This is a genomic window from Paenibacillus sp. NPDC093718, assembly GCF_050279985.1.
Classification (GTDB): domain Bacteria; phylum Bacillota; class Bacilli; order Paenibacillales; family Paenibacillaceae; genus Paenibacillus_AQ.
Window position 1 is genome coordinate 162,714 of the sequence record NZ_JBNNUS010000008.1, and the last position, 23,056, is coordinate 185,769.

Here is a 23,056-nt window from a genome sequence, read left to right on the forward strand (position 1 = left end):
CATACTGTAGTCGGGGTCTGTGCAGCAGGCCCCGACATTTATTGAAATGGGATTTGCGAGGTGAGAGAGATGTATCCATTTGGAAAAGGATTTAACCGATTCATACCCTTATTGCTGCTGCTGATACCGATGGCGTTATATATCGTGTTTTATTTTGGACCATCGATCCTGACGGTCATCTATTCCTTTACCGATGTCAAGAACCTCCCGGGCAGCACATACCAATTTGTCGGGCTTGATAATTATAAGGAATTATTCTTCTCGGGGAACTCAGGAGAGCGGTGGCGTTCCATCGTAAACACCCTGATCTTTATGTTCGTTGTTACGATCGTGCAGAACGGGGTCGCTCTGTTTATAGCCGTCATCATTAACCAGCGCCTGAAAGGCGATTACTTCTATCGTGCCGTATTCTTCCTGCCGGTGGTTCTGGGCGTAGCAGTCGTCGCTCTGATCTGGGGGATGATGTTCGATCCGTTAAACGGACCGGTCAATCGCCTCTACGACGCGCTCTTCGGCTATCAGGACATGTTCTTTGGGAGCTTCACTCATGCGTTCGGCTATATTATCTTCGTCCAGATTTGGATGTACATGGGTTATTCCATGCTGATCTTTCTGGCCGGGCTCCAATCGGTCCCTAAAGATTTATACGAGGCGGGACATATTGACGGCACCAACAAGTGGCAGTCCTTCCGTCATATTACCTTCCCCTTGATCGCACCGTCCTTCACGGTGAACATGCTGTTATCCATCATTGGCGCAATGTCTACCTTTGATATCATTTTGGCGACAACAGACGGTCGCTTCAATACACGGACGATGGCGTATGACGTGTACAAAGAGACGTTCCGGGGAAGTTTGGAAATGGGCCTTCCTTCGGCGTTATCCGTTGTGCAGTTCCTGATTATTCTCCTCTTTGTTGTGGTGGCGGTCAGACAGACTCGTAAGAGAGAGGTGGAGTATTGATGCGAAATTCCAAAACCACGCAAATTCTTTCTTACGCCGTCGTAGGTTTGCTGCTGGTTCTGTATGTCGTTCCGCTGCTGCTCGTCTTCAATGTATCGCTCAAATCCTTCAACGAGTATCTGCTCAACCCGATCGGGATCGTTCAGAACATGGAATGGGGCAATTACACGCAAGCATGGTCTGAAGGCAATTTCGCCGGTTATTTCGCGAACAGCTTGATATATACAGTAGCGGCGACGGTACTGACCATCATCGTGTCGTTGTTTGCGGCGTTTCCGGTCGCGCGCGGTTATGTGATGTGGAGCGGATTCATTTATATGTTCTTTTTGCTGTCCCAGTTTCTTCCGAATCCGATGGTTGCCCAGTATAAACTCATGCTGTCCTTCAAGGAGAGCGTATCGTTCTTCGGGTATGATACCAAGCTCGGTTATATCCTGCTGAAAACGACGGGAACGGGCGTTGTGTTCATGATGTTTGTCGGCTACATCAAGTCGATTAGCCGCGATTTGGATGAGGCCGCAGGAATGGATGGTTCCGGATATATCCGATACCTGTTCCAGATCATTCTGCCGCTGATGAAGCCGGTAATTGCAACGGGCGTCATTCTGACCGCGATCGGAATCTGGAATGATTTTGTCGGGCCGATCATGTATCTCCCGAGTCCGTCCAACTATCCTATTACGTTCGGTCTGAAGGAATTCAGGGGACAGTACGGGAATAACTGGCCGCTGCTTGCATGCGGAATTACGATCGTAGCCGCACCGTTGATTATTCTGTACACGTTCATACAGAAATATCTGGTGGACGGGGCGCTGGCGGGAGCCGTCAAATCCTAAGGCATAGAGGGGAAGAGATCGCGATATGAAATCAACAGGATGGAAGTTTGAGGGGAACCAGGGTGTCTTTAAGTTAAGTGATCCCGGACATCATAACTATTTATATTTTCCTTTAGTGAATGAGGCCGGCATGATGTCGGCCGTCACGCCGAATCTTCACGGTGAAATGACCAGCAGTCATAATACGTTTTTCATGTCGCCCGTTTCGGTGGAGGATCTGCACAATTCCAAGTCCGCACGTAACTTTTGGGTTCACGTTGACGGGCATGGCGCATGGTCCGTAACCGGCAATTCTGCCAAGCAGAACGCAAGCCGGTTCATGAACGAGGAAGAAAAAAGCCAGTTGGAAGCCGGGTTTTTATGGCATAAGCTGACGCGGATGAACGGGGATGCCGGACTGCAAGCGGAAGTAACGAGTTTCGTTCCGGTAACGGATGATCAAATCGAATTAATGAAAGTAAAACTGACCAACGTAGGCGAGCAGACGCTAAAACTGACCCCTACCGCGGCGATCCCGCTGTATGGCCGTTCGGCAGACGACTTGCGGGACCATCGTCACGTGACATCCCTGCTTCACCGGATCTTTGTCCATCGTAAAGGAATTGAAGTGCAGCCTGCTCTCTCATTTGACGAGCGGGGTCACCGTATCAATCACGTATCTTACAGTGTGCTGGGTGCCGAAGCGGACGGTGCGGAACCGATCGGTTATTTTCCGGTGCTTGAAGAATTTATTGGGGAAGGCGGCGCGCTCGATTGGCCTGAGGCTGTCATTGCCAATAAGCCAGCAGGCACACAGGCAGGAGACTCCGTGGAAGGGTACGAGGCTATAGGAGGTCTGCGGTTTGCGGAGGTTCAATTGCTGCCGGGTGAATCGAAAATTTATGTTATGGCGATGGTCATTTCGGAAGGTCGTGCCGAGATTGGAAGACTTGCCGAAACGTATTTATCGGAGAAACGCTTTGGTGAGCTGCTTGCTCAGAATGAAGCCTATTGGAATGACATACTGAATACCGTATCCTTCCAGACCGGTGATCAGCAGCAGGACCTGTGGATGAAATGGGTAACCTTGCAGCCGATATTGAGGCGCTTATATGGCAATTCATTCCTTCCTTATCATGACTATGGCCGCGGAGGGCGTGGATGGCGTGATCTATGGCAGGACTGCCTGGCATTGATGATCATGGAACCGTCCGAGGTCCGGTATCTGCTGCTTAATAATTACGCAGGTGTACGAATTGACGGAAGCAATGCCACGATTATCGGAACGAAGCCCGGTGAGTTCATCGCTGACCGGAATAACATACCGCGCGTATGGATGGATCACGGTGCATGGCCATTCATGACCACGCTGCTTTATATGGATCAGAGCGGGGATTTGGATTTCCTGAAGCAGCCGCAGACCTATTTCCGCGACGTATTCGTGAAACGCTGCCAGGAGAAGGATGGCGGATGGCTGCCTGAGCACGGGAATCAGCTCTTAACCGTGAATGGTGAGGTATATGAAGGTACGATACTGGAGCATATGCTCCTGCAGAATCTGGTTCCGTTTTTTAACGTAGGTGAACACAACAACATCAAGCTTGAGGGGGCAGATTGGAACGATGGTCTTGATCTTGCTCCGGATCGAGGCGAGAGCGTAGCCTTTACTGCGTTCTATGCAAGCAATTTGATGCAGCTTGGCGATCTGCTGCTGGCATGGCGGGACAGCGAAGGCGTGGAGTTTATTGAAATAGCAGAGGAAATGGCCGTGCTGCTCGATTCGCTAACGGCTCCCGTCTCATACGACGATGTGCAGGAGAAGCTGGGGCTGCTTGATCAGTATTATGAGTCTGTTAAAGTCTCCGTGACCGGAAACAAACGAAAGTTTAGCGTGGCGGATGTTGTGCAGGACTTGAAACGGAAAGCCGACTGGATCATCCAGCATTTGCGCGACAAAGAATGGATGACGAGCCAAGAAGGATATTCGTGGTTTAACGGTTACTACAATAACGATGGAGAGCGCGTGGAAGGTGATTATCCCCTTGGCTTCCGGATGACGCTCACTGGCCAGGTCTTTGCTATTATGGGCGGAATAGCGGACAATGAACAGGTAGGGCAAATAACGAAGGCGGTTGATCGGTATTTAAAAGATCCGAGCATCGGCTATCGTCTGAATTCGAACTTTGGCGAGATTCAGCAAAACCTCGGGAGGGCATTCGGGTTCGCATTCGGCCATAAAGAGAATGGAGCCATGTTCAGCCATATGAGCGTCATGTACGCTAACGCTCTTTATAAGAGAGGTTTTGTCCGAGAGGGATACGAGGTATTACAATCGATTTACGATTTAAGCAATGACTTTGAACGCAGCCGCATGTATCCGGGTATTCCTGAGTACATCAACGAAAAGGGGAGAGGGATGTATCCCTATCTTACCGGGTCGGCAAGCTGGCTTTTGCTCACCATGCTGACCGAGGTTTTTGGAGTAAAAGGAAATCTGGGACATCTGCTCCTGGAGCCGAAGCTCAGGCCTTCGCAGTTCGGAGCCGACGGTACTGCCGTTGTGCATACCCGGTTTGCGGGTAAAGTGCTTCAGATTGTATACAGCAATCCGAAGCGGTTGGATTACGGAAGCTATACGATTCAATCGGTTACGCTGAACGGTGAGAAGATTCAGCTGCGCAGTCAGAAGCAGGGGGCTGTCGAATTGGATCGCAGCTTGCTGTCCGCGTTATCCGATGATGAGTGTCAACGGATTCTTGTCGAGCTTGCCTGACACACGAGCATACAATATTTCGGAAGCCCTGGCAGGCAATTCGGCCGGGGCTTCTTCATCATGAATGGAGCGATTGTTTTGGGACATCAATTAGCAAACGGACAATTGGAAGTTAATATTGCGGAAGCCGGTCGTTATCAAGGCACGCGTTTTGACCGGACCGGTTTCATTACCCAGGTCAAATTGACCAAGAGCAGTCACACATTCTGTGTGCATGAGTTTGCGGATGGGTTTAACGCTCACGGTGGGTCCGGACTGTGCAATGAGTTTGGACTGCATGAGGGGATGGGTTATGCAGAGGCCGAAGTAGGAGGATGGTTTCCTAAATTAGGGGTGGGGCTTCTTACACGGGTTAGCGAGGCCCCGTATCACTTTCAGTATACGTATCCGGTGGAACCTTTCGATGTCGATATGACTTCGGATGACGTGAGTTTCACCTATACGATCCATCCTAGGAACGTCAATGGGTATGCGGTAAAACTCGTTAAGAAAATCTCGATTCAGGACACGGCATTGACGATAGATTATGAGCTCTGCAATGTAGGAAGCCAAAGGATCAATACGGAGGAGTATATTCATAATTTCATAGGGATTAACGAGGCGCTGGTAGGACCGGAGTATAAGCTGAAGTTACCGGTTCCTGTCCGTTTTACGGAGGTCGAATCGAATTATACTTCGGGTCTGTTGTCCGTTCAAGATAACGAGGTGGGCTGGAACGCCAGACCGAACAAGCCCTTTTATGGGAGAATGCAAGGCTTTAACGGCAGCGAGTTTCCTTATTCATGGGAGCTTACGCACGGTGCCAGCAGGGCAGGAATAAGGGAGATCAGTGATTTTCCGGTCGCGTATATGGCTCTGTGGGGGATGGGCCATGTCATCTCGCCGGAAGTGTTTATTCAACTGAGCCTGGCTCCCGGAGAAAAGAGAACCTGGAGCAGAAAGTATCAATTCTTCTGTTGGTAGCCGACAATTTAATGTGAATAATTACACTTGAAGGTCTATGGGATTGTTGCTATGATTAGCGTTAATTAGCATTCATAGTAGAGAAAGGGTGGAGAGTCTTTTGAGCAAGAGAGCATACAATTTTAACGCAGGACCTGCTGCATTGCCGCTTGAAGTGTTGGAGCGCGCCCAGGCCGAATTCGTCAATTACGGGGAAACCGGCATGTCGATTATGGAAATGTCGCATCGCGGTGCTGTGTATGAAGCCGTTCATAACGAAGCGCAGGAGCGCCTGCTGTCCCTGCTGGGGAATCCATCCGGCTATAAGGTGTTGTTCATCCAAGGCGGTGCAAGCACCCAATTTGCGATGATACCGATGAACTTCCTAGGACAAGGCCAGGTTGCGAACTATGTAATGACGGGAAGCTGGTCTGACAAGGCGATTAAAGAAGCCAAGCTGATCGGCGAAACTCATGTGGCGGCCTCTTCCGAGGAGAGCAAGTACATGGCTCTGCCTAGCCTTGAGAACATCCAGCTGTCGGATCGTGCAGCTTATCTCCATCTTACGTCCAATGAAACAATTGAAGGCACGCAGTTCAAGGAATTCCCGGATACCGGCTCGGTGCCGCTTATCTGTGATATGTCGAGCGATATTCTCAGCCGTCCGTTCGATTTGAACCAATTCGCCATGGTTTATGCGGGTGCCCAGAAGAACCTGGGGCCGTCCGGCGTTGCGGTTGTGATCGTCAGAGAGGATATGATTATAGATTCTCCTAAACATCTGCCGACTATGCTCCGTTACAATACGTATTTGAAAAATAACTCGCTGTACAATACGCCGCCGTCTTTCGGCATCTATATGATCAACGAAGTGCTGAAGTGGATTGAGGAGAAGGGCGGCCTGCAAGGCGTTCAAGAGATGAACCGCAAGAAAGCCGCACTCATCTATGATGCCATCGATCACAGCGAAGGCTTCTACCGCGGCTGCGTGAATGCCGAGGTACGCTCCGATATGAACATTACGTTCCGTCTTGCCTCCGAGGAGCTGGAGAAGGAATTCGTGAAGGCTTCGGAGCAAGCAGGCTTTGTCGGCCTGAAAGGTCATCGTAGCGTCGGCGGTTTGCGGGCTTCGGTCTATAACGCCGTTCCGTACGAGAGCGCTCAGGCGCTCGTAGAATTCATGCAGCAGTTTAAGAACAGTCATAGCTAATATCATATAAGATTACACCATGATAACCTTCCGCCGTTCGGCGGAAGGTTATTTCTGGATATCCCGGGAAATCGGGAAAGAATCGGTTATAATAAAAATAAAACGAAGAAAAGGTGGACTTATCAACATGGCATTACACATCGTACTAGTCGAACCAGAAATTCCAGCCAATACGGGCAATATCGCCAGAACCTGCGCCGCAACCGGCACACATCTGCACCTGGTCCGTCCGCTCGGCTTTAATACAGATGACAAAACCTTGAAACGGGCCGGGCTGGATTACTGGTATGCCGTACATATTGAATATCATGATTCCTTTGAGGAGCTGCAGGCGCTATATCCGGAAGGACGCTATTTCTACGCCACGACGAAGGCAACCAAGCGTTATATGGATATTGATTATCAAGACGGGGATTTTTTGGTGTTTGGCAAAGAAACCAAGGGATTGCCGCCGGAGCTGCTAGCCGCGAATAGCGAGCATTGTATTCGGATGCCGATGACCGATAAGGTGCGTTCTTTGAATCTATCCAACTCTGCAGCGATTATGGTATATGAAGCACTGCGTCAATTGGATTTCCCGGGTATGGAATAAGTTTTGCAAAACTTTGAGTTTTTTCGGGAATATCATCCAGTATACCTAGTTGATATTGAAAAAAACTAAGAAATTCTTAATTTCCAGCAGGATTCGACAACTTTTTATCGAACTATTATACTAGGCCCTTGTTATCAGTTCTGAACTGTGGTGTCAGAAATCACTTGTTGAAAATGAAAGAGGTGTACAATCGTTATGAAACCTGCTGGTGTTGTTCGTAAAGTGGATCAGCTGGGAAGAATCGTTCTGCCTAAGTCTCTACGCAAGAGATATCAAATGAACGAGGGGGATCCCGTAGAAATTCTTGTACAGGGGGACCATATCATATTGGAGCGCTATCGTCCGAAATGCGTCTTCTGTGGTTCTATGGACGGAGTAAGCGAGTTTAAAGAACGCTATATCTGTTCACAATGCATGTCCGAAATGCAGCAGCTTCCGAAACATGCCTAGGACCTTAAATGAATCACCTTTTGCGCATCGCTAATGAGCGGTGCCTTTTTTGTCCCTCAAAAAAATAAAACTCCCCCGATATACGAGGGAGACGCCTTACAGGCCTTTGGTTTTATCATCATTGTATGCCGCGGTCCAAATGCCAACCATGTAAAGGGCGAATACGAGCATGACGATCCAAAATGTTAATGAGAACGACATTCTTGCCACCTCCTGCTAAGCTAACCTTATTATAACCACCTTGAGCCAAAAAATAAACGAGAATATGAGGGCCGATTCTATCATTTGAAAAATAAGAAGTGGGTAGGTACCGGGCGCAGACTTCCATCCGACGGTTTGTTCACGACGCGGCCGTTTAGGATTAGGGATGCGGACCCGCCGCCATCCAGATTATAAGCATCGATCACACCCAACTTTTTAAGCTTGTTTTGCAGCTCTTGCAGCGTGGCTCCCGATTTGCCCTTCTCATCATATCCTTCGGTAACCAGGATGAGCAGCTGATCGTCCTTGTAATTGCCGATGACGGTACGCGGTGCCCGGCCGGGGGTCGTTCTCCATTTCTCGGGAATTGTCGTTTTGCTGCCGTTTTGGAGCAGCACGGGTACAAAGGTAGCACCGAACATGGGATCGAGCCGGTCAAGCTCGCTCTGGCTGTAGAACTTGCCACCGATCAGCTTGCCGGATTTGCTTATGCCGACAAAGGCAAGATCCTTAAAGCTCGGTTGAAACCCCGAGACGTATTTGCCATCATAATAGGTCGTGCTCAGTGGATGTCTGCCTCCGTTCCCGTCAGCATATCCACCGGCATTAATCCCCGCGACCGCACCATGCCGGCTTACGGCACGCATGGTGGTTTCGACGGATCCGGGTCTGCCGCTTTCGCTGCCAAGTGACATCTTCATCGCGGAAGGATCCTTCAGTTTGACCTTCATCGCATAGCCGTGATAGGTCCCCGGATTGATCTTGAACAACTCGATTCGAATCCGGTCACTGTTGACCGTTTCAATAGGGACACCCAATTTGGTTGTGATCCGTCGATTATAGATTTGCTCCGGGCGCGCAGCTTGCGATTCCGCTGTTTGCAGAATGGTTCCTACTGTGGCGGTCGTCTGCCGATAGAGCTTGGCCGTTTTTTCAATGGAGGATATCGTCTGTTCCGCAGAGACGGCGGCTTGATCCAAATCCTGTTTGATCACGGCTGATTGTTCCGATATACTGCCGGATGGTATGTACTCGGCGGTGTCGTGAGACAGACGCGGCGGTTCCGTAATTAACCACATACACAGCAGCATTCCGATAAAAGGTGCAATGGCCAGCATAAACGTACGGTTTAACTGCTTGGGACGGATATACTTCAGTTTTCTCACTTCAGCAGCTCCATCTTGCGTTCCAGCTCTTTCAGCTGTTTCTCAACTTGGCTTAGTTGACTGTACAGCTTGTTGCTGTTGTCCGTTTTGCCGCTAGCCTGATCCTTGGTAAAGGTCAGCAGCTCATTAAACGACTGAACCTTGCTCTGCATTTCGTCCATTTCCTGAACCAGCTCGTTAAACCTTTGGTCGTACTCTGCTTTGAATGACGCCATCTCCTGGCGCGTATCCTGCTGCAGCTGCACCACAACTTGCTCCTTCAAGTGATTGCTATATAGGTAGGCTGCGGTGGTACCCAGCCCGATGAGAACAATCCAAAATACCCAGAACCATTTGGTGGATGGCCCCTTTTGATGCACTTCCTCACGGGATTTATAGGGGGTATTGTGTTCCTGCTCCAACATTGGCATTTCATCACCCCTCAAAAACTATCATTTTTTCCAAATTTCATTCTAACATGTCAGAATTACTTTCGCAAAGACGAACCAATAGCACTTGTTTTTATGAAAAATAGATTGCCTAGAAAGATAGAGTGGGATACAATCTGTATAGATTTGATTATCAAATAGGATACATATAAGACATTCGCCATGCATACCGTCAAAGGCTCTGCGCCTATAGGATTAATTAACCTTATTTCTATACGAATAACGGCTCTAAATTGCGTCTATCCATATCTGCAAACAACGAAGATTCGCAATACCGTGTAAGAAATTGACGGCGCTTACTTAATAGAGATACTAGAGAACCAAGTTTGTTGATACAGGAGGTCTATTAGAAAATGAATCAGGTTTGGCGGGTAGTTATCGTCGGCAGTCAACCTACAAGCATGCTGGGAACAAAATTGATTTTGGAAGAGCAGCAGGATCTGCTCGTTGAAGGAATGACATCCTCGGATTCAGAAGGGCTTCGAATGGTCGGGGATTTGCTTCCTGACTTGGTACTATTGGATTATCATTTGTCGGAACGTACCTCGGAAGCCATATTGGAGCAGATGAAGCAGCTGTCCCCGAAGACCCATGTCGTCATTATGACCGACAATGATGGCCTTCCTTTGCTGCAATCCTTGATCAGCCGCGGCGCAAGCGGCCTATTGTCCAAGCAGGCATCCACATTTCAGCTCATACATATGATTACCGGACTCCGGGTTGGCGTTGCCTCGCTGCCGCTCGACTGGATAAGGCAAGGCATCTGGCCGTTAACAGCCTCTGCAATGAGCGAAGGCGGACTCCAGCTCTCCGAGACGGAGGCTTTTATAATGGAACGGATTGTCCAGGGCATTACATACGACAAAATCGCCATGGAAATTCAGGTGAGTCGCCGCTCGATTGACAATTACCTTCGTAAAATCTATGTGAAACTCGGGGTATCCACCCGCGCACAGGCTATCGAGAAGTATGCGCTGTATACCCGCCAAGGCAGGCAAATATATGCCTAATGCAGGATTAAGGTATAATATATATATATCAGGAATACCTTTTAGAGGTTGTTAAGAGGCTCCTGAATAAAAAACCGAGGTTTTGATAACGGTTAGAGGAGGGACTTCCATGCAGTATTCCTTTGCTTCCCGTGCACAGACCCTTTTGTCATCCCCGCTGCGCGATATCAGGGAACTTGCGAAGCGGGATTCTTTTATTTCCTTGGCAGAAGAGCTGCCGGCCGAAGAGTTATTTCCATTGCATTCACTGGCGGAAGCAGCGACATCGGTGCTCTCCGAGGACCCGCTCGCCTTGCAGTACGGTGAGGCAGAAGGCTATGGACCGCTGCGCGAGTGGCTGAGCGAGGACTTATCCCGCCGTAAAAGCCTGAGCGTCCAGCCGCAGCATATTCTGCTGACCACGGGCACGCAGCAGGCCATCGACTTGCTGGTCAGGGTGTATGTGGACCCGGGCGATCCGGTGCTGGTGGAGAACCCAACCTCACCGGGACTGCTCCAGGTGCTGCGTCTTCAAGGTGCCGTCATCGTGCCTGTGGAGGGTGATCAAGATGGGATGCTGCCGGAGCACCTGGAGGCTATGATCCGGCAGCACAAGCCGAAACTGCTTATGGCTGCGCCCAATTTTACCAATCCGACAGGCGTGATGTGGAGCTTGGAGCGGCGTCAACAGGTGCTGGAGCTGTGTATCTCGCATGGACTTCTTATCGTGGAGGATGATTCATACGGCGATCTTTATTTTGCGGACGCCAAGAATCCGAAGCCCCGAATTCCTTCCATCTTCTCACTTGAAGAGCCGCAGGGAGGACATGTTCTGTATGTCGGCTCGTTCAGTAAAACGGTAGCGCCGGCGCTGCGTACGGGATGGGCTGCCGGGAACCGGCGCTTGATTGAGATGATGACGGCCGTGAAGCAGATGGCCGACTGGCAATCCAGCATGCTGAACCAGCGGATGCTGCACCATCTGTTGGAATCGAAGCATTTCAAGCTGGAGGATCATATCGGCATGCTCAATCGGGAATACGCAACGAGGCTCAAGCTGATGGTGGAGCTGCTGAAACGCAGCGCATGGAAGGATTCGAAGTATGCAGTGCCTCCCGGGGGGATGTTTCTCTGGGTACAGCTGCCTCCGGGATTGGACGGGGATGCGCTCCTGAGGGCGGCCTTGCTGAAGGGAGCGGCATTCCTTCCGGGCTCGATGTGCTCGGCGGCAGATCGAACCAGGGAGTGTATCCGGCTGAATTTTACACATCCGGGGCGGGATGAGCTGCTGCTCGGCATGAATCTCATCAGCGAAGCCGTGATGGAATTTACAGCCCGGAATTAGACATGGAAGGTTTCTTTATGCGAATCGTGTATAACATAGCAAAGCTGCTGATTGAGCCTGATTTCAGGTTCGGAATAGAATCAGCAGCTTTTTTTCATGGGCGAATATGTACTTGTTCAAGGGTCTGCTTCCGGAGTTTATGATTTCAACACGGAAGCATAGTCTGCCAGGGCCTGCACGCCGGCCGGCGTCAGCACGTAGCGTCCGCGGCTCACCCGCCGGAACCAGCCGTAGTAATTGCGCTGCAGAATGTCAGCCGCCGATCCCACGCCGCTTCTATCCCGCACGGCCGCGGGAGAAATACCGGACAGCACCGCAGGGGCATGTCCTTCTTGAAGCTCTTGCCCCTCCTGTAGTTCGCGCGAGCTTCGCTGCTCTACTTCCGCCGCATTCATGGCAGCAGCAACGCGCAGCGTCTTCTCGCGATAAGCGGTTACCAGCTTCGCTCTCGTCACCCCGCCGGTGTTGTAATCGCCGCTGCGCTCACGAAATTCATACAACAGGCGTTCCTTGCGTCTGATGGCGGTCCGTCCCTTCTGCACAGCCATCTCCGGCTCACAGAGCACCTCAACGAAGGGCGCTTTGGTTTTGTAGAAGGTGACCGTAATGAGTCCTAGTCCCAATCGTCCACAGAGTCCCGTCAGCTCCGCCCAGCGCTGATTGACGGCTCCTTTCTTCGCCCGGCTCTTCTCGACGGCAAGGTAAACGTACGGAGTCAGCCTCAACCGCTCGATGCCCTGGAGCAGAAGGGCCAGATTGAATGTTTTTTTCAGTTCCACAATCAGCGGTTCATCGGCGCCCTCTTTCATGCCGACAAGATCGCAATTACGTACTTCGCCCTTCACTTCATAACCGTTTAATTCAAAAAAGGCCTTCAGGGGAGCGTACAGCTCGGCTTCATGCTTTATCGCCATGATGACTCTCCTTTTATTCGAAAGATGCTTTAATGTCAAGTTAATGTAATTTCAGTATAGCATGGGGACGGCTCGCATGGCGTACCCGAGTGTAGAATGGACCGGTGGTTAGATAAATTTGCATGCGCATGACTTCGAAAATAAGGTCAACTATTCCAAGCAAGTCGCATAGGTATGTAATACACTTTTTCGAAAATGGAATGTTTTCTAATGACGCTGTGGAATGGAAGCCAATCCCCATAAACAGACTCATAGGAGGTAGCGAAATGGATATTTTCGAACGCATAGCATCGTATCGGGCAGAAGGCGACCGTTTGGCGTGGAGCGGCACATTCAGGGAATACATTGAAATACTTAAGAAGGATCCCTCTCCAGCCATGACGGCACATGCCCGTGTATATGACATGATCGAATCCTACGGTTTCGAAGAGAGCGGGGGCCAGAAAAAATATAAGTTTTTTGAACAGGAAATCTTCGGTCTCGACCGAGCTGTTGAGAAACTCGTTGAGGAATATTTCCATTCCGCGGCCCGCAGGCTGGATGTGCGCAAACGCATACTGCTGCTTATGGGGCCTGTCAGCGGCGGGAAATCCACGCTGGTCACGCTGCTGAAGCGTGGCCTGGAGAAGCATTCCCGTACCGATCGGGGAGCCGTATACGCGATCTCCGGATGCCCGATGCAGGAAGAGCCGCTGCATCTGATTCCGCTGGAGCTCAGACCGGAAATCGAGAAGGAGCTTGGCGTCCGGATCGAGGGCAATTTGTGCCCGGCCTGCCAGCTTCGCCTCAAGACCGAATACGGCGGAGATATTGAACAGGTTGAAGTCGAGCGGGTATTAATCTCCGAGGAGAACCGCGTCGGCATCGGCACGTTTAGTCCGTCGGATCCCAAGTCGCAGGATATTGCCGATTTGACCGGCAGCATCGATTTTTCGACCATCACGGAATACGGCTCCGAATCGGATCCGCGCGCCTACCGGTTCGACGGCGAGTTAAACAAAGCGAACCGCGGTTTGATGGAGTTCCAGGAGATGCTGAAATGCGACGAAAAATTTCTGTGGAATTTGCTCTCCCTGACCCAGGAGGGGAACTTTAAAGCCGGCCGGTTCGCGCTGATAAGCGCGGATGAGCTGATCGTGGCTCACACCAACGAATCCGAGTACAAAGCATTTATTGCCAATAAGAAAAACGAGGCGCTGCAATCCCGGATGATTGTCATGCCGATTCCGTATAACCTGCGAGTCAGCGACGAGGAGAAAATCTACTCGAAGCTGATCGGCCAAAGCGATATGAAGCATATCCATATTGCGCCGCACGCGCTTCGTTCTGCCGCGATATTCTCCGTCTTGACGCGTCTGAAGGAAACGAAGAAGCAAGGCATGGATCTGATCAAGAAGATGCGCATGTACGATGGGGTAGAAGTCGAAGGATATAAAGAAGCGGACCTGAAGGAGATGCAGAATGAATATCTGGAAGAAGGCATGTCCGGGATTGATCCGAGGTATGTCATTAACCGGATATCCAGTGCTTTGATTAAGCAGGATCTTCAGTGCATTAACGCGCTGGATATGCTGCGAGCGATCAAGGATGGGCTGGATCAGCATGCCTCGATTGCCAAGGAGGAGCGGGAGCGCTATCTGAATTTTATTGCCGCCGCACGCAAGGAGTATGATGATCTGGCGAAGAAGGAAGTCCAGAAGGCCTTTGTATATTCCTTCGAGGAGTCTGCCAAGACGCTGTTCGAGAACTATTTGGATAACATCGAAGCATTCTGCAACTGGACTAAAATCCGCGATCCGTTAACCGATGAGGAGATGGATCCGGACGAAAGGCTGATGCGTTCGATCGAGGAGCAGATCGGCGTCTCGGAAAACGCAAAGAAGGCTTTCCGGGAGGAGATCATGATTCGCATCTCGGCTTATTCCCGTAAGGGCAAAAAGTTCGAATATCACAATCATGAGCGCCTGCGCGAGGCGATTGAGAAGAAGCTGTTCACCGACCTGAAGGATATCGTCAAGATTACAACCTCGACTAAAACGCCGGATGCCGTGCAGTTAAAACGGATCAACGAGGTTAGCTCCAGACTGATCGAGGAGCATGGGTACTGCCCGGTATGCGCGAACGAGCTGCTGCGTTATGTGGGCAGTCTGTTGAACCGGTAATATCGGATAGAATAATGGGATGCCATGAGAAACCACCTGTGAAGTTAGGGTGGTTTCTCGTGCTTTGGGATGAAATGGCCCGGTTGGGTGGTGCAAATATACACATAATTAGGACTTTAGCATTATGTCTGCGTGGTAAATATAGTCTATAATGGACCCTAAGTACCTGAACCTGTAATATGGATCACGCTATTTAGGAGTGGATTTTTCGAAATGATTGATGTTTCCCCGAAAAGACGCCAACAGTTGGAGTATATCGGATTGGATGAACAAGGGTTGGAGCTGCTGGCCAATCATCGTGACGTGTTTGCGAAGGTGGTTGAAGAGGTCGTTAACCGATTTTACGCGCAGATCGGGACGCAGCCGCAGCTGATGCAGATTATTGAGCGTACCTCGACCGTGGAACGGCTTAAGGAGACCCAGCGGGTATATTGGATGTCTCTTGCGGCAGGAAGAGTGGATGAAACTTATATTGCCGAACGGATTAAGATCGGACAAGTTCACTCCAGAATCGGACTGAAAACCGATTATTACCTTGGAAGCTACATGGTTTACCTGGACATCGCCACTGACTTACTGAAGCAAATCGTACCGGATCAGTGGATCCAAGTGGTGCATGCGCTGAGCAAGATGTTTAATTTGGACTCCCAGCTCGTTCTGGAAGCTTACGAAATGAAAGAGAAAGAGAAGATCAACAATTTGGTATCGGATCAACAAAGAATGTTGGAAGCGATTACAAATGCAGTTCAAGAATTGACGGCCATGATCGTGGAGCTGGATCAAAGCGCGGCGTTAATGGCAGACAATGCCATCAAAACAGCGGAAGCACAGGATAAAGCGCATACGCTGACTTCCGAGCTGGGTGAAGAAATTCTGCATATTGAGCAGATGGGAAGTTTGATCAGGGAAATCTCGGACCAGAGCCACTTGCTCGGTCTGAATGCGGCGATTGAGGCTGCTCATGCCGGAGAGTTAGGCAGAGGCTTCGAGGTGGTTGCCGGGGAAGTCCGAAAGCTCGCCACCCATTCCAAGAAGGCGATGGATGAGATTCAGGACAAGGTTAGCGGCATTATTCGCAAGCTGGGTCTTGTAGAGAAGGAGTCGGAAAAAACGTCCATGAACGCACGTAATCAGGCGGCAAGCTCGCAGGAATTGGCTGCTTTTGTGAAAATGATGGAAAAGCTGGCCGATGATTTGGAATCGCTTCAGCATGAATATGATGTTCAGAAGCACGATGTCCAGGCGGAAACGTTAACCGAGAAGGTTAGCGTATAACAGGAATCACGGCACCGAACGGATTACTAAACGATCTATAAAATAACAGCACCCGCACTTGGAGGAAACCTCCAGCGCGGGTGCTACTGTTATATGGTGCCATATTGTCCTTCAAGCGCTGCGTTATTAAATAAATCGTCGATGGAGCTTCTTGCCGTCGTAGGAGAACAGGATCGGTTTGCCCTCGATCATGCTGTGCAGATGCACGGGTTTGCCCCAGAGCCGGTAAACATAGGGGATGGTGCGCTCCATATATTTCAAGTCAAGCTCAACGCCCTCGTACAGGTGCTTGATCATCAGCTCACCGGAGCGAAGATGATCGCCATCGGTTACCACGAGAAACGGCGAGCCGCCGTTAACGCGGGAGACGACCAGCTGGTCGCGGATATTTTCCCACGCCTTGTCGGTGATTTTCCACTCCGGTCCTTTTTTCTCAAAGACATAGAGGTCCAGGTCCTCCACGAGTTCCTTCGTTAAATAATTGCGCAGGAAGGAAATATCGGAGTCGTATTCGCGTACATCAAACATCTTCTCCCGATCCCAGCGGCGTTCGATATCCTCGAAGATTTTCAGACCAAGGTAGTAGGGGTTCAGGCTGTGGCGCGACGGCTGTACAACCGAGGCGTTGAGCTTGGCGAATTCCACCGTTTCCTCGCTGGTCAGGTCCATTTCCCGCAGTATGCGCTGATGCCAGTACGAAGCCCAGCCCTCGTTCATGATTTTGGTTTCCATCTGCGGCCAGAAGTACAGCATCTCCTCGCGCAGCATGCTCATAATGTCCCGCTGCCAATCCTCCAGAATGTCGGAGTGCTCCTGAATGAACCACATGATGTCTTTCTCGGGCTCGGGCGGGAAGCGTTTGGGTGCAGCCGGTGATTTATCGGCTTTGTCCTCGCCGTCTTCGTCCATATCCCATAAATCGTCATACCGGCCGGGAGGCTTCTGTCGCTTGGCTTCCTCCTTCTGCTCCTGCATCCGCCGTGCGGTGTATCGCTGCTTATCGAGTTTATCCGGCCTTACGATATGCGGGTCCACATGCTCTTGAATTGCCAGTACAGCGTCGATAAACTGCTCCACCGCCTCCGTGCCGTGCTCAATCTCATAACGGGAGATGCGTTCGGCAGTAGCCGACATGCTCTCAACCATATTACGGTTGGAGACGGAGAAACGGGCGTTGTTTTTAAAGAAATCGCAGTGTGCAAGAACGTGGGCCACAATGAGTTTATTTTGAATCAGGGAGTTGCCGTCCAGAAGAAACGCATAACATGGATTAGAGTTGATCACGAGCTCGTAGATTTTGCTAAGGCCGAAGTCGTACTGCATCTTCATTTTATTGAAGGTTTTACCAAAGCTCCAGTGGCTGAACCGGGTAGGCATGCCGTAGGCGCCGAAGGTGTATATGATGTCTGCCGGGCAGATCTCATATCGCATAGGGTAAAAATCAAGGCCAAAGCCTGTAGCGATCTCGGTAATCTCCGCAATGGAACGTTCCAGTTCCGCGATCTCGTCTTGGTGCACGAGAATCCCCCCTTCGTCATTAAAAACATGGTTCTTATCATTTATATGGAATCCTGCCGTAGATATGCGGGCAGAAGAGGGGGCTACGGGAATATATACAGGCCTCAGGTCCAAAAAAGAGCCTCATTTCGGTCCACAGTCGTAGCAAGCTGACCGACTATGTAACGATGCCCCTCAAGTGACTTTGCGTTATAATGGGGGTAATCCAGCGGTTTGGCAAACTTCTCCATTCATTAACCGATGGATAATAAGATGAGGTCAGGGAGGCAAATGAATGATCGAATTTCCTAAGCCCGATGTGGAGCAATTTTTTCAAACGTATGGCATTCGTACCTTCGGAATCAGTGCAGACGAGTCACGGCTTGTATTCAGCAGCAGTCTAAACGGAAAGTTTAATTTATGGGCCATGGAGTTAGAAGGGGAGACGTCTTACCCTTATCCGCTTACATACAATGACCAGATCGTAAGCTTCATTAAGCTGGACCCGGAAGGGCGGCATATCTTAACTGCGTTTGACCGTGACGGGAATGAGAATTATCAGTTTCATGCGCTGCCCTGGAATGGTGGCGAGCCGATGCCTCTGTTCGAAGGTGCTGATACGGATGACAAGCATTATTTCGTACATCTGTCAGAGGATGGCAAGCGCTTGTATTACGTCACGTCAAAAGACAATCCATCCTTCCTGAACTCGCGCGTATATCATCTGGACACCAAGGAGGATCAACTGCTGCTTGAAGGCAAGGTTACGTCAACCGAAATGTGTGCCGTCAGTCCCGACGAGAAAACCATCGCGTATACCCAAATGTACGCCAATACCTACTATGTCAGTTACGTGAAGCGTGAAGGCGGAGAGCCGCTCTTCCTGACACCTTCCCCTGAACAGGTTCATATCTCGGGCGATGTGCTGTTCGCCAGCAATGACCAGGTCATCTTCGCAACGGATTATGAATCGGAATTTTCATATGTAGCCACTTACGACATTCCTCAGCAGAAGTTTGAACCGCTGTGCCGCATCGACCTGGAGAGCATTCAGCACTTGCGCTACCATAAGGATTCACGGACTCTCTATATCGTCACGGAAAAAGGGGTGGAGGATCGACTGTATGCCTATTCGCTCGACACCGGTGAGTTAACCGCCATTCCTCTTCCATCGGATATCGTGGAGCAGTTGAACGTGACAAAGTCCGGCAATCTGTACCTGCTTGCCCGCGGCGCTGTGAAGCCGCTTAACATTTACCGTTACGCCTGCGGAGCATGGAGTTTGATCACGAAGAACGTTCTGACAGGATTAACCGACGAGGACATGGTGACGCCGGAGGTTGTGACGTATCCTTCTTTTGACGGCATGGAGATCGAAGCGCTCCTGTTCCGGGCCAAAGACCACGTGGCGAACGGTTATACGGTTTTTTGGCCGCATGGCGGCCCGCAAGCCTCGGAACGCAAGCAGTTCCGTTCCATGTTCCAGTATATTCTGGCCAAAGGGTATCACATCTTCTGTCCGAACTTCCGGGGAAGCACGGGTTATGGCAGCTCCTTCGTGAAATTGGTGGAGCAGGATTGGGGCGAGGGACCGCGCAAGGACTGTTTGGCAGGTATGGATTGGCTGTTTGAGCAGGGCATCTCGAGCCGTGAGAAGCTCTTCGTGATGGGCGGAAGCTACGGCGGTTATATGACTCTGCTGCTAGCAGGACGTAATCCGGAGTATTTCAAAGCGGCCATTGATATTGTCGGGGTCAGCAACCTGTTTACCTTCTACAACTCGGTACCCGAGCACTGGAAGCCGATTATGGAACGCTGGATAGGCGATCCGGAACGGGATAAAGAACGCTTTATCAAGGATTCGCCGATTACGTACCTGGATGATATGGTGAACCCGATGCTGATCATCCAAGGGGCTAACGATCCGCGTGTCGTCAAAGAGGAATCTGACCAAATCGTCGAAGCCTTGAGGGCGAAGGGCCGTGACGTGGAGTATCTCGTGTTCGAAGACGAGGGGCATGGCATTACGAAGAAGGCCAACGAAAAAATCGCTTATGCGCGGATGGTCGAATTCCTGAAGCGCAATCAGTAAGGGGCCGTATGAAAAAAGAGGCGTACCCAAGGTCCATACGGACTCTGAGGTACGCCTCTTTCCCTTTTAGTTATCTATAGTCTCGCTCGGATTCCAGAGCTTGATTCCATCGTCCTCCAGGATGCCTAAGGTCACATCCGAAATGTTCGGATCCTGGGTCAGCAGGGCGTTGATTCTCATTTTGGAATGGCCGGCCTCGGCCAGGGTCATCCCTTTTTTCAGTTCAATGTAGGCCTCCACATGATAGTTGCGGCCTTCCTGCAGGATGCGAAGACGATTGATGTCGCGGACATCCGGATCGCCTAGAATGATCTGGGAGATCTTCTCTTCTACCTCATTGGGAGCGGCGACGCCGATTAAGCCGACCATATTGTCATATCCGACCTTAAAGGCGACGCCCACCATCAGACATCCGATCAGGATCGTGGCGATTCCGTCCAGGATGAGGAAATTGAAGAAATGCGCGAACACAATGGCGATCAGCGCGAAGAGGGCACCTAGTGTAGCCACGATGTCTTCATAGAACACAAGCCGTGTAGGCGGGGCAGCGCGGCCGGCATTTTTGAAAGCGGCGGGCAGCAGGGCAAATCCGGATGCTTGAGCATGGGTTTCCTTCATAATCTCTTTCATGGCTTTCATCAGGATGGCGCCATCAATAATAACGGCAATAGCCAGCACAATGAAATTAAGCCAGAAATTCGTGGCTTCTTCCGGATGCTTTAACAGCTTGAAGCCTTTCAGTATCGTTTCGTAGGCCATGATGGTAACCACGATTACCGCGACCATGCAGACCAGATTAATGACCCTGCCGAATCCGGTGGGGAACTTCTTGGTCGGCTTCCGCTCGGCCAGCACGCTGCCTACGAATACAAACCCCTGGTTTACGGCATCGGCCACCGAGTGCATGGCGGATGCAAACATCGTACCGCTGCCGCTAACGGACGCCGCAATCCCCTTGATTATAGCCAATCCCGTGTTGCCCAGTGCTGCAATGGCGGATGAGGTGTTTCCTTTCTTAATAAGCTGCCATGTGTTCTTCAATCCAAACCCTCCGTCTACTATGTCGATTTCGATTTAAATCCGAAGTATATATTATCATATCATGCCAAATTAAGGGTATCCCGTATCCTCACGTGAACCATGATGTCATACATATTACTTAACATGTTTTTTGTTACATTAATCATTATTTACTCATATCTTCATTTCTTACCCAATACATTAAGAATATAGTGGAAAATAAAGGGATGTATGTAGTGAAAACGGTTGGTAAGTGGTCTTTTGCAGGATGTGGCGAATCGAGTTACCCCCTGGATAACAAAGTGTAAACTGCCTTGCAGCAAAGTGAAAAAACATAAGGAGGAAATGTTATGAAAGCGTTAACAAGTCCAGAGGCAGCGAAAGGCAAGGCGAATGAGGAATGGGGCCTGATTATATGCTCCAGATGTGATGAAATGGTGGACACGATTCCAACCGACGGAGTGAAGATCATTTATGGATATTGCGGAAAAGGGGAATGCAAAGGCACAGACCCTCAAAATTAATTGATGATCGTGAGAGGAATGTAAACAAAGCATGCTTATGGGAAGGAAACTTCCTGAAGCATGCTTTTTTAGTGGATTTATAACCTTTTTTGATAGGGTTTAAAAAAATGATTGATACCTAATTATGCCTTTTTGGATGAAAATATGTTGCATATATATTATATATGACGTATTATATCGGCAAGTAGAGGAAATGCACGCAGGAGGGATCACTATCGAACTGACGACAAGGCAGCAGGATATCGTCGATATTGTAAAAAAACATGCACCCATTACAGGAGATCAGATTGCGGAGATGCTGAATGTCAGTCGAGCCACCCTTCGTACCGATTTATCCAAACTGGTGGTTCTGGATTATATTGATGCCAAGCCAAAGGTGGGGTACTTTCTGGGAAAGCGTGGAACGCGCGACCGGGAGGAGAAGTTTCGCCTTCTCAAAATGAAGGTTGGCGATCTGCACGGTGTTCCGGTTATTGTGCGTGAGACCACGACGATTCATGAAGCCGTTGTATCCTTGTTTCTGGAGAACGTGGGGAATCTGATCGTTACCGATGCCGATGGTCATCTGGCCGGGATTGTGTCCCGCAAGGATCTGCTAAAGGTAACGCTTGGCAACCCGACGGCATCCTCCATGCCGGTAAGCCTGATCATGACCCGCCGGGCTAACGTGACAACCGTGCAGCCGGAAGATACGGTGCTGGATGCCGCCCGGAAAATCATCAACCATCAAATCGATAGCCTGCCGGTTGTCGTTCCGTCCACTACGGGGAATCCGGGGGAACACTGGAAGGTTGTCGGTCGGATCACAAAAACGAATATTATCAAAATGCTGCTCGACATGGTAGCCGAGGAATAATGGGAGGAATCGGATGAATCAGGCATTAACTCATTTCATAGCAATCTGTTCGGACTCCATCGGGGAGACGGCTGAAGCAGTTGTGCAAGCTACCCTGCGCCAATTCGAGCTTCCGAATACAGAGATTAAACGTTATATGAACGTTCGCGACGAGGATGAATTGACAGAATTGATGGAGGAGGTGGCGCGTCGCGGAGGCTTTGTGGCCTACACGCTTGTGCAGCCGGAGCTTCGCGAGGTCATGCGGGAGGAAGCCGTGCGGCTCAACATTCGTACGGTGGATATTATGGGGCCGATGATGCAGGCCTTTGCCGATACGTTCAACGACTATCCCAAACGGCTGCCGGGGCTGCTGCATCGCCTGGACGACAGCTATTTCCGGAGGGTCGACGCGATGGAATTCGCTGTCCAATATGACGATGGCAAGGACGTTAGCGCTATTTTGAAGGCAGACATCATATTGCTGGGCGTATCTCGAATCTCCAAGACGCCGCTATCGATGTTTCTCGCTCATAAAGGCTACAAAACGGTCAATTTCCCGATCGTGCCGGAGATGTCGCCGCCGTCGCAGCTCAGAGAAGTCACGAACGGGACGATCATCGGGCTTACGATCGAGCCGGAGCATCTTCTCAAAATCCGCAGCGAGCGCTTAAAGGTCATGGGACTGCCGCATCAGGTGCAGTATGCAGCCCTTGAGCGGATACAAGAGGAACTGGATTATGCCCTGTCGCTGTATGCGGAGCTCGGATGCCCCGTCATTGATGTTACCGATAAGGCAATTGAGGAATCCGCAGGACTGATTATGAATTATCTGAAATAAGGTGCATCGGTAAGGAAAAAAG

Annotated in this window: 20 protein-coding genes; 15 read left to right on the forward strand and 5 right to left on the reverse strand. The window is 50.3% G+C overall.

The window, feature by feature from the left end; all coding sequences use genetic code 11:
* Positions 1–69: 69 nt before the first annotated feature.
* The 7 genes from ACQKPA_RS23505 (at position 70) to ACQKPA_RS23535 (ending at position 7,745) form a co-directional block, all read left to right on the forward strand.
* Positions 70–963 (forward strand): carbohydrate ABC transporter permease, encoded by an 894-nt coding sequence (locus ACQKPA_RS23505; protein ID WP_071217869.1) that lies wholly within the window; start codon positions 70–72, stop codon positions 961–963.
* Positions 963–1,799, forward strand: coding sequence for a carbohydrate ABC transporter permease (locus tag ACQKPA_RS23510; protein WP_427494918.1), 837 nt, complete (start codon positions 963–965; stop codon positions 1,797–1,799). The genes ACQKPA_RS23505 and ACQKPA_RS23510 overlap by 1 nt, the downstream gene beginning before the upstream one ends.
* Positions 1,800–1,824: 25 nt before the next feature.
* The gene (locus ACQKPA_RS23515; protein ID WP_427494919.1) at positions 1,825–4,551 is read left to right on the forward strand and encodes a GH36-type glycosyl hydrolase domain-containing protein; all 2,727 of its coding nucleotides are present in this window, start codon (positions 1,825–1,827) and stop codon (positions 4,549–4,551) included.
* 78 nt (positions 4,552–4,629) lie between these two features.
* Positions 4,630–5,514: a hypothetical protein gene (locus ACQKPA_RS23520; RefSeq protein WP_427494920.1), complete on the forward strand. Its 885-nt coding sequence runs from the start codon at positions 4,630–4,632 to the stop codon at positions 5,512–5,514.
* 100 nt (positions 5,515–5,614) lie between these two features.
* A complete protein-coding gene (gene serC, locus ACQKPA_RS23525) occupies positions 5,615–6,703 on the forward strand; it encodes a 3-phosphoserine/phosphohydroxythreonine transaminase (RefSeq protein WP_427494921.1) in 1,089 nt (362 codons plus the stop codon).
* Positions 6,704–6,830: 127 nt separating this feature from the next.
* Complete coding sequence (gene trmL / locus ACQKPA_RS23530; protein ID WP_113057600.1) at positions 6,831–7,295, forward strand: tRNA (uridine(34)/cytosine(34)/5-carboxymethylaminomethyluridine(34)-2'-O)-methyltransferase TrmL; 465 nt, start codon at positions 6,831–6,833, stop codon at positions 7,293–7,295.
* 195 nt (positions 7,296–7,490) lie between these two features.
* The gene (locus tag ACQKPA_RS23535; RefSeq protein ID WP_009595823.1) at positions 7,491–7,745 is read left to right on the forward strand and encodes an AbrB/MazE/SpoVT family DNA-binding domain-containing protein; all 255 of its coding nucleotides are present in this window, start codon (positions 7,491–7,493) and stop codon (positions 7,743–7,745) included.
* A gap of 281 nt (positions 7,746–8,026) precedes the next feature.
* Here the strand turns inward: ACQKPA_RS23535 and ACQKPA_RS23540 are convergent, their stop codons facing one another.
* A complete protein-coding gene (locus tag ACQKPA_RS23540) occupies positions 8,027–9,112 on the reverse strand; it encodes a phosphodiester glycosidase family protein (RefSeq protein ID WP_427494922.1) in 1,086 nt (361 codons plus the stop codon).
* A complete protein-coding gene (locus ACQKPA_RS23545; RefSeq protein WP_427495053.1) occupies positions 9,109–9,516 on the reverse strand; it encodes a hypothetical protein in 408 nt (135 codons plus the stop codon). Before ACQKPA_RS23545 ends, ACQKPA_RS23540 begins: the two co-directional genes overlap by 4 nt.
* Before the next feature lie 377 nt (positions 9,517–9,893).
* Here ACQKPA_RS23545 and ACQKPA_RS23550 point away from each other — a divergent pair, with 377 nt between their 5' ends.
* Together ACQKPA_RS23550 and ACQKPA_RS23555 are read left to right on the forward strand one after the other, a co-directional pair.
* Positions 9,894–10,550, forward strand: coding sequence for a response regulator (locus ACQKPA_RS23550; RefSeq protein ID WP_427494923.1), 657 nt, complete (start codon positions 9,894–9,896; stop codon positions 10,548–10,550).
* A 109-nt stretch (positions 10,551–10,659) separates the two neighbouring features.
* Complete coding sequence (locus ACQKPA_RS23555) at positions 10,660–11,874, forward strand: PLP-dependent aminotransferase family protein (protein WP_427494924.1); 1,215 nt, start codon at positions 10,660–10,662, stop codon at positions 11,872–11,874.
* Between the two features lie 137 nt (positions 11,875–12,011).
* Here ACQKPA_RS23555 and ACQKPA_RS23560 read toward each other — a convergent pair whose 3' ends face one another.
* A complete protein-coding gene (locus ACQKPA_RS23560) occupies positions 12,012–12,788 on the reverse strand; it encodes a DUF2161 family putative PD-(D/E)XK-type phosphodiesterase (RefSeq protein WP_427494926.1) in 777 nt (258 codons plus the stop codon).
* Between the two features lie 266 nt (positions 12,789–13,054).
* On the opposite strand from ACQKPA_RS23560, the gene ACQKPA_RS23565 reads away from it, so the two are divergent.
* Together ACQKPA_RS23565 and ACQKPA_RS23570 are read left to right on the forward strand one after the other, a co-directional pair.
* Positions 13,055–14,950, forward strand: a complete 1,896-nt coding sequence (locus ACQKPA_RS23565; protein WP_071217878.1) for a PrkA family serine protein kinase — start codon at positions 13,055–13,057, stop codon at positions 14,948–14,950.
* A 213-nt stretch (positions 14,951–15,163) separates the two neighbouring features.
* Positions 15,164–16,225 carry a protoglobin domain-containing protein gene (locus ACQKPA_RS23570; protein ID WP_427494927.1) on the forward strand — a complete coding sequence of 354 codons (1,062 nt, stop codon included), beginning with the start codon at positions 15,164–15,166 and terminating at the stop codon, positions 16,223–16,225.
* A 126-nt stretch (positions 16,226–16,351) separates the two neighbouring features.
* Here the strand turns inward: ACQKPA_RS23570 and ACQKPA_RS23575 are convergent, their stop codons facing one another.
* Positions 16,352–17,743, reverse strand: a complete 1,392-nt coding sequence (locus tag ACQKPA_RS23575) for a SpoVR family protein (protein ID WP_427494928.1) — start codon at positions 17,741–17,743, stop codon at positions 16,352–16,354.
* Between the two features lie 274 nt (positions 17,744–18,017).
* On the opposite strand from ACQKPA_RS23575, the gene ACQKPA_RS23580 reads away from it, so the two are divergent.
* Positions 18,018–19,814, forward strand: coding sequence for an alpha/beta fold hydrolase (locus tag ACQKPA_RS23580; RefSeq protein ID WP_427494929.1), 1,797 nt, complete (start codon positions 18,018–18,020; stop codon positions 19,812–19,814).
* 66 nt (positions 19,815–19,880) lie between these two features.
* Here ACQKPA_RS23580 and ACQKPA_RS23585 read toward each other — a convergent pair whose 3' ends face one another.
* The gene (locus ACQKPA_RS23585; protein ID WP_427494930.1) at positions 19,881–20,855 is read right to left on the reverse strand and encodes a cation diffusion facilitator family transporter; all 975 of its coding nucleotides are present in this window, start codon (positions 20,853–20,855) and stop codon (positions 19,881–19,883) included.
* Between the two features lie 329 nt (positions 20,856–21,184).
* On the opposite strand from ACQKPA_RS23585, the gene ACQKPA_RS23590 reads away from it, so the two are divergent.
* The 3 genes from ACQKPA_RS23590 (at position 21,185) to ACQKPA_RS23600 (ending at position 23,034) form a co-directional block, all read left to right on the forward strand.
* Positions 21,185–21,358 carry a GapA-binding peptide SR1P gene (locus ACQKPA_RS23590; RefSeq protein WP_074961774.1) on the forward strand — a complete coding sequence of 58 codons (174 nt, stop codon included), beginning with the start codon at positions 21,185–21,187 and terminating at the stop codon, positions 21,356–21,358.
* A gap of 193 nt (positions 21,359–21,551) precedes the next feature.
* Positions 21,552–22,214: a helix-turn-helix transcriptional regulator gene (locus ACQKPA_RS23595; RefSeq protein WP_009595798.1), complete on the forward strand. Its 663-nt coding sequence runs from the start codon at positions 21,552–21,554 to the stop codon at positions 22,212–22,214.
* Positions 22,215–22,227: 13 nt separating this feature from the next.
* Positions 22,228–23,034 (forward strand): pyruvate, water dikinase regulatory protein, encoded by an 807-nt coding sequence (locus ACQKPA_RS23600; protein ID WP_100538911.1) that lies wholly within the window; start codon positions 22,228–22,230, stop codon positions 23,032–23,034.
* Positions 23,035–23,056: the final 22 nt, after the last annotated feature.

What these genes read in the sequence shown, in the direction of transcription:
- ACQKPA_RS23505 (WP_071217869.1), top strand. Translation starts at nt 70, where the DNA reads ATGTATCCATTTGGAAAAGGATTTAACCGATTCATACCCTTATTGCTG.
- ACQKPA_RS23510 (WP_427494918.1), top strand. Translation starts at nt 963, where the DNA reads ATGCGAAATTCCAAAACCACGCAAATTCTTTCTTACGCCGTCGTAGGT.
- ACQKPA_RS23515 (WP_427494919.1), top strand. Translation starts at nt 1,825, where the DNA reads ATGAAATCAACAGGATGGAAGTTTGAGGGGAACCAGGGTGTCTTTAAG.
- trmL (WP_113057600.1), top strand. Translation starts at nt 6,831, where the DNA reads ATGGCATTACACATCGTACTAGTCGAACCAGAAATTCCAGCCAATACG.
- ACQKPA_RS23535 (WP_009595823.1), top strand. Translation starts at nt 7,491, where the DNA reads ATGAAACCTGCTGGTGTTGTTCGTAAAGTGGATCAGCTGGGAAGAATC.
- ACQKPA_RS23545 (WP_427495053.1), bottom strand. Translation starts at nt 9,516, where the DNA reads ATGTTGGAGCAGGAACACAATACCCCCTATAAATCCCGTGAGGAAGTG.
- ACQKPA_RS23550 (WP_427494923.1), top strand. Translation starts at nt 9,894, where the DNA reads ATGAATCAGGTTTGGCGGGTAGTTATCGTCGGCAGTCAACCTACAAGC.
- ACQKPA_RS23555 (WP_427494924.1), top strand. Translation starts at nt 10,660, where the DNA reads ATGCAGTATTCCTTTGCTTCCCGTGCACAGACCCTTTTGTCATCCCCG.
- ACQKPA_RS23560 (WP_427494926.1), bottom strand. Translation starts at nt 12,788, where the DNA reads ATGGCGATAAAGCATGAAGCCGAGCTGTACGCTCCCCTGAAGGCCTTT.
- ACQKPA_RS23565 (WP_071217878.1), top strand. Translation starts at nt 13,055, where the DNA reads ATGGATATTTTCGAACGCATAGCATCGTATCGGGCAGAAGGCGACCGT.
- ACQKPA_RS23570 (WP_427494927.1), top strand. Translation starts at nt 15,164, where the DNA reads ATGATTGATGTTTCCCCGAAAAGACGCCAACAGTTGGAGTATATCGGA.
- ACQKPA_RS23580 (WP_427494929.1), top strand. Translation starts at nt 18,018, where the DNA reads ATGATCGAATTTCCTAAGCCCGATGTGGAGCAATTTTTTCAAACGTAT.
- ACQKPA_RS23590 (WP_074961774.1), top strand. Translation starts at nt 21,185, where the DNA reads ATGAAAGCGTTAACAAGTCCAGAGGCAGCGAAAGGCAAGGCGAATGAG.
- ACQKPA_RS23595 (WP_009595798.1), top strand. Translation starts at nt 21,552, where the DNA reads ATGCACGCAGGAGGGATCACTATCGAACTGACGACAAGGCAGCAGGAT.
- ACQKPA_RS23600 (WP_100538911.1), top strand. Translation starts at nt 22,228, where the DNA reads ATGAATCAGGCATTAACTCATTTCATAGCAATCTGTTCGGACTCCATC.